Here is a 13,620-nt window from a genome sequence, read left to right as displayed (position 1 = left end):
CCGTTTTTGCCCGCGTTTCATTCCTGGGCCGAAGCCGTCTCGCCGCGGAATACCCATAGCCGGCTGCCGACATAATTGACGGCCAGCGACACGACGATCGATGCCGCTTTGGCGGCCAGCGGACTCCAATCCAAACCCTTCTGCAATCCGAGCAACGCCGCCGTTGCCAGCAGGAAGGACAGCGCGTTGACAGCCCCGAATCGGGTCAACTCCCGCACGTCGATCCGGCCGGCGGTCCGGAACGTCCAGCTCCGGTTCCAAACGTAGCTGTTGAGGAATCCGCACAAATACGACACCGTCTGCGCCCACCCCGTCGACGCTCCGAACCCGTATACCAACGCCGCAAAAACGGCGAAATCCACTCCCGTGTTCATCGCGCCCACGAAAGCGAACTTCGCCATTTTCCGCCATTCTCGTCTCATGGCCTATCCTCCTTGCTTCCGGCCGAAAAATCCGTCAGAACATCCGGTAGCCGTTCTTGCGCAGCGACTGAATCGCCCACCCGCTCGTAAGCGCGCCTCCGATGCCGGCAGCGAACGGCCACAGGAATACGCCGATGAACGAGAGCAGGCTGAGATCCGGCTTCCAGAAGTACCAGACGCCGAGAGGCAGCACGACGATACAGTACAGCCACGTGGGCATCCAGGTCGTCTTGATCAGCATATTCAGAATAAAGCCGATTCCGAAGAACAGCACGAAAAACAGCACGGTTCCGAGAATCTCTTGGATAAGCTCTGTCATGGTCTCGCGTCTTCCTTCCTCGATCGATTCCTTCCTTCAGTTTACAAAATCGGTTCCCCGCGAGTCAATCCTTAGAAATGCGGCCGACGGGGCCCGTTTGCCCCGCGCCTCGCACTTCCGCTACAATAGAGAGCAGTTGTGTTGTTCAACCTAGCGAGAGAACAAGGAGAGGAAGACGAATGAGCGAAGCAGCGCAAACTTTGGACGGATGGTACGTCCTGCACGATTTCCGGACGATCGATTGGGCGGCATGGAATGACGCGACCGAGGCCGAGAAGGATCAGGCGCGGCGCAGCCTGTTCGACCTGGTCGCCGAATGGGAGCAAGTCGAGGAGCGCAAGGAAGGAAGTCTGGCGCTTTACGCCGTCGTCGGGCAAAAGGCGGATCTGGTCTTCATGCACCTGCGCGAGACGCTCCAGGAGCTGAACGCGATCGAGAATGCGTTCAACCGTTCGGCGTTCGCCCGCTTCACTAAGAAGGAATATTCGTACGTGAGCGTCGTCGAGCTCAGCAACTACATGGGACAGCCCGGAGTCGACCCGATGCAGGTGCCGGAGATCGTCGCGCGGCTGAAGCCGATTCTGCCGAAGTCGAACCATATTTGCTTCTACCCGATGAACAAGCGCCGCCTGCTCGGCGACAACTGGTACATGCTGCCGATGGAGGAGCGCAAGGCGATGATGCGCAGCCACGGCATGATCGGCCGCAGCTACGCGGGCAAGGTCAAGCAAATCATCAGCGGCTCGGTCGGCTTCGACGACTGGGAATGGGGCGTCACGCTGTTCGCGGACGACGCGCTGCAGTTCAAGAAGCTCGTCTACGAGATGCGCTTCGATGAAGTGAGCGCGCGCTACGGCGAGTTCGGCGCTTTCTACGTCGGCAACCGGCTCACGCACGATTCGCTTGCCGAGCTGCTGAAGTAGCACCGTCTCCTCTTCAAACGCATCCCTTTTCAAGAATATGAAAGGCCGCCATGGCCGCGAAAACGCCTCTTTCGGCGATTTCGCGGCCATTTCTTTTTGCTAACCTGCTTACGGGTTCGGACAAAAAATGATATTAAATTTAAATTGACAGTTACTATCAAAATATATAAACTCTCATTATGGAAACTCCAAACTGAGGAGGATTTAGCCTTGAGAACAACAAACAACAAGACGTTGATCGTTATCGGCCTGCTCATCGGATTGATCTTCTCCGAGCTGGACGAGACCGTCGTCAACACCGCCTTGCCCACGATGATCCGCGATTTAAACGGCTTGTCGCTGTATGGTTGGGTCACCGGCATCTACATGCTGACGATGACGTCCTTTATGCCGATTCTCGGCAAGCTGGCCGATCTCTACGGACGAAAGCGGATCTATATGGTCAGCATGGGGCTGTTCATCGCGGGCTCACTGGTCAGCGGCTTCGCCGGTTCGATGCCCGTTCTGCTGCTGGGTCGCGGCATTCAGGGCATCGGAGCCGGGGGGCTGATGCCGCTTGCGATGGTGATCGTCGGGGATACGTTCACGGTCGAGCAGCGCGCCAAGACGCAAGGAATGTTCGGAGCCGTCATGTTCGTGCCGCAGCTTCTCGGTCCGCTGATCGGAGGCTATTTGACGGAGCATGTATCCTGGCACTGGATCTTCTGGGTGAATATCCCGGTCGGCGTCATCGCCGCCCTCGTGCTGGCGGCCGGCTTGGCGGAATCCAAGGGTAACAAGGAAGCGAGCATCGACTGGGCGGGGGCGCTGCTGCTCGTCGGCTCGATCGTCTCCCTGTTGCTGACGCCGGTTCTTCACGAGACCCGAGGCTACGGCTGGAGCTCGCCGACGCTTGTCGGCTTGTGGGCGCTCGGCGCGGCTCTGCTCGGACTGTTCGCGTATGCGGAAGCCAAGGCGAAGGAGCCGATTCTTCCGCTGCGCTTGTTCCGCAACCGAACGTTCGTCTTATTGTCCCTGATCGTGTTCACGGTCGTCATCGGCCTGATGGGGTCGTTCTCCTCGATCCCGTTTTTCGCCCAGAACGTGCTCGGCCTCACGCCGATCGCCTCCGGCTACATGACGCTGCCGCTCATGGTCGGAGCGATTCTGTCCAGCATCCTGTCCGGACGGATGATGACCAAGGTGCCTTATCGTACGGTCTTCACGGTATCGATGCTGCTGCCCGCGCTCGGTTTCTTCCTGATGACCGGCATGGACATGAACACCGGCATCGTCGCCATCTGCGCCTACTTCGCCATTCTAGGGCTCGGCTTCGGCGTTCTGTTCAACAACAATCTGGTCGTGCAGGAATCGGTCGACAAGGAAAACAGCGGCATCGCCTTATCGTCGGTCACCCTGTTCCAATCGTTCGGGCTTACGATCGGGGTCAGTGTGTTCGGCAGCCTGCTCGCATCCCGGATTACTTCCGGTATCGGCAAGCTGACGGGATCGCTGCCTGCGGACAGCTCCGCCGGTCTGGCCCGGGCCGCCCAAGGCGGCATTCCGTCCGGGCTGGACGAGAAGCTGGCGCAGCAGATCAAAGCCATCTTCTCCGGCGCTTTTCAACACCTTTATTGGATCTCCGCCATCTTCGCTCTCATCGCTTTTGTCATCTGCCTGTTCTTGAAAAAGGAAGTGTTGACCGCTTCCGCCGAGAACGCCAAAAAAGGAAAGAAGGAAGAGGCGCTGGAAGCCTGAGGGGCGATCGGGTACAATCACAGATGAGGTGATAAGGCCATGCCCCCGGATACGCAAGGCAAGGAAAAGATCGGACTGCGCGAGCGGAAGAAGCGCAAAACCCGGCTGACGCTGCAGCAGCAGGCGCTTAGGCTCTTCCGCGAGCAGGGCTACCGCGAGACGACGATCGAGCAGATTGCGGAGGCGTGCGAAATTTCGCCGAGCACGTTTTTCCGTTACTTCCCGACGAAGGAAGCGCTCGTGCTGGATGACGAATACGATCCGATCCTGGTCCGCGAATTCCAGCGGCAGCCTCCGGAATTAACCCCGATTCAAGCGTTTCGCGCGGCGGCCCGGGCAGGATTCGCCGGCATGACGCTGGAGGAAAGTGCTGCGCTTAAGGAACGGATCGGCTTGATGATCAGCGTTCCGGAACTGCGCGCGGCTTCGCTCATGCAGATGAACGAAACGCTGCTGATGATCGCGGAGATCATGGCCGAACGGCTCGGACGGTCCAAGGACGACTTCCAGGTGATGACGTTCGCCGGCTCCATCCTCGGAGCCATGATGACCGTGCAGATCTACTGCAAGAACCATCCCGAAGCGGATTTCGCGCAGACGGTCGACGAAGCCCTGTCCTACTTGGAGACAGGGCAGCCGCTGGCGGGTCAGGGAACCACTCCGCAAAAGTGAAAACTTGCTTTCATCATGATTCGGTTTCCTTTTGCGGGAAGTCCCCGGCTTTCCCACCAAATGTGATGGCTGTGTTTCGAGGTTCATTCCGATTAATCCGAAACGTACCCGCGAGCAGAGAAGCTTAGCTCGGCCGTCATCGCCTAGTCTTGACCACTTAACCGCTATCGCTCAGCCGGACCGTTATCGCCTTCACTCCACCGCTATCGCATCCGCCAGCTAATCAAAAACTGCAAAAATGCAGGAATTCCAAGCTGTTTTGCTACTTATTCGCGAAATACCTGCAAAAGTGCAGGTTTTCCCACGCTAATCCGCCCTGGTTCGCTGCCGCCACCAAAATAACTGCATTTTTGCAGGTTTTAGGTATACATCGTTGGACTTTAAATCAAATTCCTGCAGATTTGCAGGGCTTTTGATCTCCGGCAAGCAAGCGGCCCAAACCAGGCCGGCCGGGACAATGTAGCCAACCAGGCCAGCAAGACCTACAGGGACAGCAGGCTAACAAGGGTCAGTATGCGTGCGGCAAAAATCAAGCTCCATAGCTTCGGCAAACCGCCAAACCGCATGCCGATCGCCCGACGTACGGCCGTCCTGGGCAGAGCGAATTCAGTCTGCTTCCCGTTACCCCGTACTCCTGCAATTGTCGAACAACGAACAAGCCCTCGGGCCCGCTCCTTCCTGGAACGGTTCCGAGGGCTTCTATCGCCGGCGGGCCCGATCGGCGCGCCCGTCTTAATCCTCATCTTCTTCTTCGGCCGCCCGCATCTGGGCTTCCCATTCGGCGCGCCGGCGCTCTTCGAGGTACTCCTGCGTCATCCGATCGCGCTGGCGTCCCTTCTCCTTCAACCGCTCGATGCCCGGCTGAATGAGCAGATCCACCTCTGCCTGAACGATGGCGGACAAGTCGTAGCGGCGCTGCGATTCCAGGTAGCTGCCCACTTCCATGAGCGCGTTGTAGCGGTCCAGCTCGTCCCGGGTCAGCAGCCCCCTTACTTGCACGCTGCAGTGTCTCATTAGAGGAACTTGCCTTTGCGCAGCACGAGCGTAATGCCGCCGATGATGAACAAGTAGCGCAAGTCGATCATCTTCTTCAGCCAGGCCGCCGTCCGGCCTTTATACTTCTTGCCGAAGGCGACGCCGATCGCTTCGCCTTTGCCGAGCGAAGCTACCGTTCCCTTGTTCTGGAAGACGAACGGCTTCAGCGATTGGCTGCGGATCGAAGCGACGAGATTGTGAGCGCAATTGACGCCCTGCTGCATCGCGATCTGCGCCGTCGGCGGGTACGGACGCCCTTCCTCGTTGAACATGAGGGAGTTGTCGCCCAGCACATAAATATTCTCATGCCCCGGGGCGCGCAGGAACTCGTCGACTTTGACGCGTCCGCGCATCGTCTCGAATCCGGCTTCTTCGATCAGGCGGTTGCCGCGAACCCCGCCTGTCCAGATGACGGTCTGCGATTTGATCTCTTCGCCTTCCCCGACGATGACGCCGTCCGGCGTGCACTCCTTGATGGCGGTGCCGATGCGAAACGTAACGCCCTTCTTTTGCAGCACCTGCATCGCGTACTCGACCAGCTCGGGGTCGAAGCCCGGCAGCGCGGTCGGAGCCGCTTCGATATTGATCACTTTGACGAGCGAACGCTCGACGTCGAACTGCTTGCACAGGTCCGGAATCCGGTCGGCCAGCTCGCCGATGAACTCGATGCCGGTGAAGCCCGCGCCGCCGATGACGAACGTCAGATAGTCCGTCCGATGCGGTTCCCGTTTGTAACGTGCGAATTGATATTCGATATGCTCGCGGATGAGGCGAACCGAGTTGATGCTGCGGATCGTAAAAGCGTTGTCCGCCAGCCCGGGGATGCCGAACGTCTCCGACTCGCCTCCAAGGCTGATGACCAGATAATCGTATGACAGCGTTCCGTCTTCCAGTATGACCTTGCGGTCCTGGGGCCGGATTTGAACCACCGTCGATTTGACGAAGTCGATCTTGAATTCGTCGATCAGCTTGGAAATATTTACGCGGGCGTTGTCCGGATGATCCGTCCCGGCCGCAGGCATATGAAGATGCGTCGTAATATAATGATAATCGTGCTTGTTCACCAGAGTTACGTCCGCTTCATTATAGTTAAGCTCCTTCTGCAATCGAAGGGAGGTCAAGATACCGCCGTATCCCGCGCCAAGTATCACGATTTTTGGAATGCTGCTCATGGTTGATCCCATCCAATCCGATGTTTGTGTATATGTCTATGTTTGTGAAAAAAGACACAATAGCACTCCGGCAAACTGTATCCGATTCCCATACAAATGAATCATATCGGCTTTCTTTTGCATTTTCAAGGTTCAGTTTACACGAAAATGTTTGGACATCTCCACAAAAATCCCGCGGTAACGGTTGCACGGTTTTCACAGTTTTCGACATTTCCGAGGCGGGTATTCCTCTTCCTTAACCCCGGGCTTATAATTGATAAGAATGAGGAAGCCTTAGTCATGGAGGTGCTTTACAATGGGCCATTACGCAACGTCCGCGGACGTAGCCATTATCGGCGGGGGACCGACCGGAATGTTCGCCTCGTTCTACGGAGGCATGAGGCAGATGTCGGTTACGCTGATCGAGAGCATGCCCCAGTTGGGCGGACAGCTTGCCGCCCTTTACCCTGAGAAATACATCTACGACGTGGCGGGTTTCCCCAAAGTGAAAGCCCAGGAGCTCGTCGACAACCTGAAGCGCCAGATGGATCTCTTCCATACAGACGTTCGGCTGGAGGAAAAGGTTCTATCGGTTCGCAAACTGGAGGAGCGGCGGTTCGAGATCGTGACCGACCAGGCCGTGCACGAAGCCAAAGCGGTTATCATTACCGGAGGCGTCGGCGCTTTCGAGCCCCGGAAGCTGGAGCTTCCGGAAGCGGCCCGCTACGAGAAGGCGAACCTTCATTACTTCGTCAGCGATCTGGAGCGGTTCCGCGGCCGCAAGGTACTGCTCACCGGCGGCGGCGATTCGGCGCTCGACTGGGCGCTCATGCTGGAGCCGATCGCCTCGGAAGTGACGCTCGTTCACCGGCGCGATAAGTTCCGGGCGCACGAGCATAGCGTGGAGCTGCTTCATCAATCCGGCGTCCGGGTCATCGTGCCGACCGAGATCACGGCGCTGCACGGCGAAGCGTCCATCGAGTGGGTGACGCTGACGGACGTGAAGTCGAAGGAGACGAGCGAACTGGACGTCGACGACGTCATCGTCAACTTCGGCTTCGTCAGCTCGCTCGGCCCGATCGGCGAGTGGGGCCTCGCGATCGAGGGCGGATCGCTTATCGTCGATACGCGAATGGAGACGAACGTGCCCGGCATCTTCGCCGCCGGAGACATCGCCGCCTATCCCGGCAAGCTGAAGCTGATCGCGGTCGGCTTCGGAGAAGCGCCTACCGCAATCAACAACGCCAAAGTGTATGTAGATCCGGATGCCAGACTGTCCCCCGGCCACAGCAGCAACATGAAACTGTAAAGCCAACTCCAAAAGTGACGTGATGCTCTGAAGTTCATTCCGATTGCTTTTGGGGGAGACCCCGATAAAGCCCCCGGTTATCCACAGGAAATTTAACGTAACTTCCTATGCAAGCACAAAAAGGGCATCCTACCCTTAAGAACCCGAACCGCCAAGCCGGTTCGCTCGCCTTAAGGAGGATGCCCGTTTTGCTCTGTCCCGCTTGCAATGCGCTGGCTTCGCACCAGCCTCGCTGCCCGTGCTGCGGCGCCGAGGCCGCGGACGAAGGGCGCGCGGCCGACTGGGTCGGTCCTTATGCGCCCTACGGTTCTATCGCCATGCCGGACGATGGGGCAAGCGGCGTCTGCCTTCATGCCGCCAGCTGCCCCGAATGCCGGGAGACGTTTACGATCCGCGTGCCGCTGTGGCCGCTCTAGTGATACAGCCGGCCGCTCACCCCGCCTGCGCCTCCGAAAGCTTCAGCTTCCGGAGGCGAATCTCCGACAGCAGCATGTAGACGAATTCCTTCTCCAACTGCAGCCTAAGCGCATGATGATAGGCCTCCAACAGCAACTCGTCCGATAGAAGCTGCAACATCTTCAGCACCCTCATTTCATCCTTCGATTGATCGGTGAAGGCATCATAGCACGAGGCGAAGAAGGTGGACAAGCGATTCGTTATCCACACTTTCCCGTGGATAAACTGTGGACGTTTTGTTGAAAAACTCTCGAAGCCCTAGACACGCAACTGTGAATGTTGGGGACAATCTTATACACAGCTTGGTCGATTCCTCCGCCTATAAAAGGATTTCATTGCGGAATTTGCGGCGATTAACCTTTTATATAGAGAATTTTGTAGAATTGACGCGCTTATTGCGGTCGAGTGTTGACTTCCAGAATCCAGATATGTCCGTTGCGGTCGATTCCATAATCGTACCCGAGCTGACCGATTCCAGGGAAGCGGCGCTCCATCAGGCTTGTCGCCATTCGCGTCAAACGTCTCATTTCGCTTTTTTTGGAGGAAATCAGACGCGGCGACAGCGAGCGGCCGATGCCTTGGGCCGCCGTCATCTGCAAGCCGCCCCGGCATAAGTTCGTGACGAACAGGCCTCTCCGGGCCAATCGCCCGACCATCGAGCGGAACGTCCAGCTGCCGTTCTCTTTGACGTATTTCACCCGATAATCGATCGGCCTTCCTCCGACGCTCGCCAGCCGGATTCCTTTCTGAATCAGATACGCCTTTCCCCTTCTGCTCCGGTTCACGTGCGACATCAGTCCGCCGAACGAGCGAAAGGTATGGGTTCTGGCCATGTAGGTGCATTTATAAGCGCCGCCTGCGCGGGTGATCTTCATGACGCCGATGCCGCCGCCTCCCCTTACGGGCTTGATGACGACCATTCCGTACCTTCCCAGCATCGTCCGCAAATTCGCGGCGTTCAGCAGACGCGAAGGGGGAATATGATTGGCTAGGTAAGGATTGGCCAGAAGCGCGTTCGTCTTGAGCCACTTGCTGGCAAGTTGTCTGCCTGACGAGATCGTGACTTCACTCATCCAACTCGAGTCTCCTTTCCCTTAGTATACTTATACATACTCGTACAAACGGACAGGTTCTTGGATGAATGACGCCTGCGAATCGCCCGAAATCTCGCTCAATCGCCGATTTGTTCGCCAAAGCGGGGAAAGCTAAGCGGCAGCGGCCCGCAGCGGCGAACGCGCGGGATCCGCTGGCGAAGGAGGGACCGACATGCCCGCGCAGCGGACGGTTATCAAATGGGGAGACCGGGAACTGGCCATTTCCCATCCCGACAAGCTGATCTGGCCCGACGCCGGCATCACGAAGCTGGATTACGTGACCAAGCTGGCGGCGTTGGCTCCTTATCTGCTGCCCTATGGCGAAGACCGCTTCTTGACGACGATCCGGTATCCCGAAGGAATCGAAGGAATTTCCTTTTATCAGAAAAACTGCCCCCGCCCCGTTCCGGATTACGTTCGGATCGCCGTGGAGAACGACATCCATTACGTCGTGCTCGATTCCCCGCCGACGCTGCTCTGGCTCGGCAGCTTGTACAGCCTCGAATTCCACGTCTCCTGCGAGCGAATCGACGGAAGCCTGCCGGACCGCTGGATGCTCGACATCGACCCTTCGATGGAGGTGGAGCCGCGCATCATGGAAGCCGCCGCCGCGGCCGGCGACCTGCTGCATTCGCTAGGTCTGGACGCGGTGCCGAAGACGTCCGGGGCGACGGGCGTGCAGCTCGTCATGCCGATCCGGCGCGGTCCGACTTTCGACGATCTGCGCCGGTTCGGGAAGTTCGTCAGCGAATATTTGACCGCCAAGCACCCGGACCTGTTCACCGTCGAGCGGCTCAAAAAAAATCGAGGCACGAACATCTACCTCGATTACCTTCAATATTATCCGGGACGGACGCTGGTCGCCCCGTATTCCCCTCGGGCTCGCCCGGGAGCGCCGATATCGACGCCGCTTACGTGGGACGAAGTACGCGCCGACGCGCGCCCGGGCGACTTCAACCTGCTGAACATCGAGCAGCGGCTGCGCGAGCGGGGCGATCTGATCGCGAAGCTTCCGGCCCAGCCGTTGGGCGAAGTGCTGCAAACGATGGCCGCATTGCGGTAGCCGGAAGGCAGGCTCTACAGAAGAGGCGCGAGCATCCGGGCCAGCGCCTCCTGAAACCTGCTCGCCCGGCCTCGGGCGCGGAAGGATGTCGGATTCAACTCGCGGCTGTCCGCCAGATCCTGCAGGAAGTCCCGCTCCAGGCGGTCGATGGCGCTCGGATGGAACAAGTACGCGTTCGTCTCGAAGTTGCTGAAGAAGCTGCGCAAGTCGAGGTTGGCCGTTCCCACCGAAGCGAGCATTCGGTCGACGATCGCCACCTTCGCGTGGATGAAGCCCCGCTCGTACCGCCAGACCCGCACCCCGGCCTCCATCATTTCCTCGATGTAAGAGAGCGTGGCGGCCAGGACGACGCGGGTGTCCGGCACGAGCGGAATGATCAGGCGCACGTCCAGCCCGCCGAGCGCCGCCGTCTTGAGCGCCATCGCCAAGGCAGGGCTCGGAATGAAGTACGGCGTCGCCAGCCAGATTCGCTCCTTCGCGGCGGAGAACGCGGCGAAGAGCGTCTCGTGGATGGCGTCCGCCTTCCGGTCCGGGCCGCCGGCGACGATCTGGATTCGCTCTTCGCCGGCGCATTCGTGCGCGGGCAGCAGCCCGGGCTCGTCCGGCCGGTCGCCGCCCGTCGCCAGCTCCCAGTCCTTCAGGAATACCTCCTGCAAGCCGTAGACGGCATCCCCCTCCACCAGCAGATGCGTATCCCGCCAGAAGCCGAGCTTCGGATGCTTGCCGAGATATTCGTCCCCGACGTTGATTCCCCCGACGAACCCTTTCGTTCCGTCCACCACCAATATTTTCCGATGATTGCGGTAGTTGAACCTTCGGCCCATGAAGGAGGGGCGCAGCGGGAAAAAACAGGCGCAGCTCACGCCCGCCTCCCGCAGCGGCCGAAGGTACGTACTGCCCAGCTTGTAGCTGCCGACGCCGTCATAAAGCAGCCGTATGCGCACGCCTTGACGGGCTTTGGCGATCAGTTCCTCCCGGAACGCGCGGCCCGTCTCGTCGTCCCTAATAATATAAGAAGCGAAATGGATGTGCCGGGCGGCCCCGCGTATCGCTTCCAGCATCGCTTCGTAGGCCTCGGCCGCGTTCGTCAGCACCCGCGACCGGTTGCAGCCCGTAATCGGGGCGGCGCCCGATTTGCGAAGTAGCCTGAAGAGCCGCTCCTCCCCCGGAAACGCGGCATTGGCCATATCGTCCGGCCCTTCGATCGTGCGGCTCCTCGCCAGCAGCTCCGCCCGCATCCGTTCGTCCGCCCCTCGCCGGCGCGCGCTGCGTCTTCTCCGGTACTCATGGGCCAGAAAGTAATAAAGCGCGAAGCCGACGACCGGCACAAGGAACAAGATGAACAGCCAGGCGACCGCATGGGCCGGGCGGCGGTGCTCCAGCATCAGGATGGTGGCCGCCTGGAAGATGAAAATCAGCAAAATGGCCGCAAGCCATCCCATTCGCGCACCTCCACTCGGTTCGACTGCTGAAACGCCATTTCCCTAGCTTGTTCGGCCCCGCGCGGCCTCATACGTTCTTCTCCGAAGCGAATGCAAAATAAGCGATGCGGGACCCGGGACCAAAAAACGCCTTCCGCCAGAAAGGCCGGAAGGCGCCATTTCGATGTTGTCGTGACGAGACGTTTCGGCGGGGCTACGCCGCGACGTCCCGCTTCATGAACACGGACCACGAGATCGCATTGAAGATGATGAAATACACGGCCAGAACGGCCAGCGAGAAGCCGAGCGTCATATGGAAATTAGGCAGCGGACTGCCTCCGTCCAGATAGGATGCCAGGTCCGTGTTCGAGAACAGAATGTACTTGATCCAGGGTTTATGGGTTGTGGCGGACAAGATCCCCGTCACCGTGTTTCCCGCGAACAACAGGAAGATCGAAAGCCCGATGGACAGGCCGCCGCTCCGGAACGCGGAGGAGATCATGAACGAGAACGTGACGACGAGCACGAGCTGAATCCATTGGTACAGATAATACATGCTCATGTACGCCCACGGCGAATGGCCGGCGTATCCCGAAGTGGCCGGGATGACCGAGCTGGCGTCGGATCCGGCTCCCAGCAGCGCCGCGTTGATGCCCCACGTAAACAGGAAGCAGACGGCCGAGAACAAGATCGAGAACAGCAGCAGCGAAATATACTTGGACAGCAGAATCGTCGCCCGGCTCCAAGGCCGGATGAGCAGCAGCTTGATCGTCCCGGTCGAGAATTCCCCGGCTACGGATTCCGATGCCACCACGACCGTGAAGATGGTGATCAGCGAGAACAGGATGGACGACTGCAGCTTCATCATATCCCAACCGTTCGCGCTGTCGGACGTCGATACGAGCACGTAAATCACCGTGACCAGAATCGGAACGAGCACGACGATCCCCAACATGATCCAGGTGCGAAGACGGAGATATATTTTCATATTCTCGTTCTGTACCAGCTTCCAGAAATCAACCAACCGTCTCACCTCCCGTCACTTCAAGGAACTGATCTTCCAGCGACTTCGTCTTGGCCCGGATGCCGTATACCCGGATGCCGGCTTCGACGAGCCGCTTGTTCGTCTCGGCGATCAGGTCCCGGTCCGCCGTCAATTGAAGCAGGCCGTCCACGATGCGGGCGCTGCCTTGGCCTTGCAGAATGCCGAGCGCGGCGTCCGGATGATCCACCTCGAACAGCGCTTCCCCCGCTTCCTTCGCTGCCGTCCCCGTTTCCCCGCGAATGGAGCGGATGTCGATCAGCTGGCCTTTCTGCAGAATGGCGACCCGGTCGCACATCAGCTCCATCTCGGACAGCAGGTGGCTGGAGACGAATACCGATGTCCCTTCCTCCTGCGCGAGCTGGCGCAGATAGTCCCGCAGTTCCCGGATGCCCGCCGGATCGAGACCGTTCGTGGGCTCGTCGAGAATGAGCAGCTTCGGGCGGTGCATGATCGCCTGCGCGACGCCGAGCCGCTGCCGCATGCCGAGCGAATATTTTCTTACCTTGTCATGAATGCGGCCGGACAGGCCGACCAGCTTGACCACTTCGTCGATGCGCTGCCGGGTAATGGACGGATTCATCCGGGCGAAGTGCACGAGATTCTGATAGCCGGTCAAATATTTGTACATTTCCGGATTTTCCACGATCGCGCCGACTTGCGACGCCGCCTTCGGGTACTCTCGCTTGACGCTGTGCCCCCCGATGGAAATATCCCCCGATGTCATCGCCATCAATCCGACCATCATCCGGATGGTCGTCGTCTTGCCCGAACCGTTCGGTCCGAGAAAACCGAACACTTCTCCCGGGTACACTTCGAGCGATACCCGATCGATGATCGTGCGGCCGCCGATGCGCTTGGTCACATCCTGCAGACGCGCGACAGGTGTTTGAGACATGAACTTCCCTCCGCTTACAAGATTGGACGTCTGTACCATTATAACAAGCCTAAGTCGAAAGTCGCCCTTTTTAACGAA

15 protein-coding genes are annotated in these 13,620 nt (G+C 58.9%); 6 read left to right on the top strand and 9 right to left on the bottom strand.

The window, feature by feature from the left end:
* Window positions 1-17: 17 nt before the first annotated feature.
* On the bottom strand, window positions 18-422 hold the full coding sequence (locus tag H7C18_RS16405; protein WP_185130163.1) for a GtrA family protein: 405 nt from the start codon (window positions 420-422) through the stop codon (window positions 18-20).
* A 34-nt stretch (window positions 423-456) separates the two neighbouring features.
* Entirely contained in the window at window positions 457-741 is a 285-nt protein-coding gene (locus H7C18_RS16400) for a YuiB family protein (RefSeq protein ID WP_185130162.1), read from the bottom strand.
* 179 nt (window positions 742-920) lie between these two features.
* Here H7C18_RS16400 and hemQ point away from each other — a divergent pair, with 179 nt between their 5' ends.
* The 3 genes from hemQ to H7C18_RS16385 all read left to right on the top strand — a co-directional run bounded on the left by hemQ (window position 921) and on the right by H7C18_RS16385 (window position 4,073).
* Window positions 921-1,664: a hydrogen peroxide-dependent heme synthase gene (hemQ, locus tag H7C18_RS16395; protein ID WP_185130161.1), complete on the top strand. Its 744-nt coding sequence runs from the start codon at window positions 921-923 to the stop codon at window positions 1,662-1,664.
* Between the two features lie 210 nt (window positions 1,665-1,874).
* Window positions 1,875-3,401, top strand: coding sequence for an MDR family MFS transporter (locus tag H7C18_RS16390; protein WP_185130160.1), 1,527 nt, complete (start codon window positions 1,875-1,877; stop codon window positions 3,399-3,401).
* Between the two features lie 39 nt (window positions 3,402-3,440).
* Entirely contained in the window at window positions 3,441-4,073 is a 633-nt protein-coding gene (locus H7C18_RS16385) for an acyl-CoA-like ligand-binding transcription factor (protein WP_185130159.1), read from the top strand.
* Window positions 4,074-4,805: 732 nt separating this feature from the next.
* Here the strand turns inward: H7C18_RS16385 and H7C18_RS16380 are convergent.
* A complete protein-coding gene (locus tag H7C18_RS16380) occupies window positions 4,806-5,087 on the bottom strand; it encodes a hypothetical protein (protein ID WP_185130158.1) in 282 nt (93 codons plus the stop codon).
* Window positions 5,087-6,280, bottom strand: a complete 1,194-nt coding sequence (locus H7C18_RS16375) for an NAD(P)/FAD-dependent oxidoreductase (RefSeq protein WP_185130157.1) — start codon at window positions 6,278-6,280, stop codon at window positions 5,087-5,089. Before H7C18_RS16375 ends, H7C18_RS16380 begins: the two co-directional genes overlap by 1 nt.
* Before the next feature lie 295 nt (window positions 6,281-6,575).
* Between H7C18_RS16375 and H7C18_RS16370 the strand changes: the two genes are divergently transcribed.
* Window positions 6,576-7,568: an NAD(P)/FAD-dependent oxidoreductase gene (locus H7C18_RS16370; RefSeq protein WP_185130156.1), complete on the top strand. Its 993-nt coding sequence runs from the start codon at window positions 6,576-6,578 to the stop codon at window positions 7,566-7,568.
* A gap of 179 nt (window positions 7,569-7,747) precedes the next feature.
* Window positions 7,748-7,984, top strand: a complete 237-nt coding sequence (locus tag H7C18_RS16365) for a hypothetical protein (protein WP_238357738.1) — start codon at window positions 7,748-7,750, stop codon at window positions 7,982-7,984.
* Between the two features lie 16 nt (window positions 7,985-8,000).
* Here H7C18_RS16365 and sda read toward each other — a convergent pair whose 3' ends face one another.
* Complete coding sequence (gene sda / locus H7C18_RS16360; protein WP_238357751.1) at window positions 8,001-8,144, bottom strand: sporulation histidine kinase inhibitor Sda; 144 nt, start codon at window positions 8,142-8,144, stop codon at window positions 8,001-8,003.
* A gap of 272 nt (window positions 8,145-8,416) precedes the next feature.
* Window positions 8,417-9,097 carry a YheC/YheD family protein gene (locus H7C18_RS16355; protein ID WP_185130154.1) on the bottom strand — a complete coding sequence of 227 codons (681 nt, stop codon included), beginning with the start codon at window positions 9,095-9,097 and terminating at the stop codon, window positions 8,417-8,419.
* Between the two features lie 193 nt (window positions 9,098-9,290).
* Here H7C18_RS16355 and ligD point away from each other — a divergent pair, with 193 nt between their 5' ends.
* Window positions 9,291-10,181: a non-homologous end-joining DNA ligase gene (gene ligD, locus H7C18_RS16350; protein WP_185130153.1), complete on the top strand. Its 891-nt coding sequence runs from the start codon at window positions 9,291-9,293 to the stop codon at window positions 10,179-10,181.
* A 14-nt stretch (window positions 10,182-10,195) separates the two neighbouring features.
* Here ligD and cls read toward each other — a convergent pair whose 3' ends face one another.
* The 3 genes from cls to H7C18_RS16335 form a co-directional block, all read right to left on the bottom strand.
* Window positions 10,196-11,623 carry a cardiolipin synthase gene (gene cls, locus H7C18_RS16345; protein ID WP_185130152.1) on the bottom strand — a complete coding sequence of 476 codons (1,428 nt, stop codon included), beginning with the start codon at window positions 11,621-11,623 and terminating at the stop codon, window positions 10,196-10,198.
* A gap of 193 nt (window positions 11,624-11,816) precedes the next feature.
* Complete coding sequence (locus H7C18_RS16340; RefSeq protein ID WP_337913597.1) at window positions 11,817-12,635, bottom strand: ABC transporter permease; 819 nt, start codon at window positions 12,633-12,635, stop codon at window positions 11,817-11,819.
* Entirely contained in the window at window positions 12,619-13,542 is a 924-nt protein-coding gene (locus tag H7C18_RS16335) for an ABC transporter ATP-binding protein (RefSeq protein ID WP_185130150.1), read from the bottom strand. The genes H7C18_RS16340 and H7C18_RS16335 overlap by 17 nt, the downstream gene beginning before the upstream one ends.
* Between the last annotated feature and the right edge of the window lie 78 nt (window positions 13,543-13,620).

The organism is Cohnella zeiphila, from assembly GCF_014212055.1.
GTDB lineage: Bacteria > Bacillota > Bacilli > Paenibacillales > Paenibacillaceae > Cohnella > Cohnella zeiphila.
This window is presented reverse-complemented; position numbering and strand designations above follow the sequence as displayed.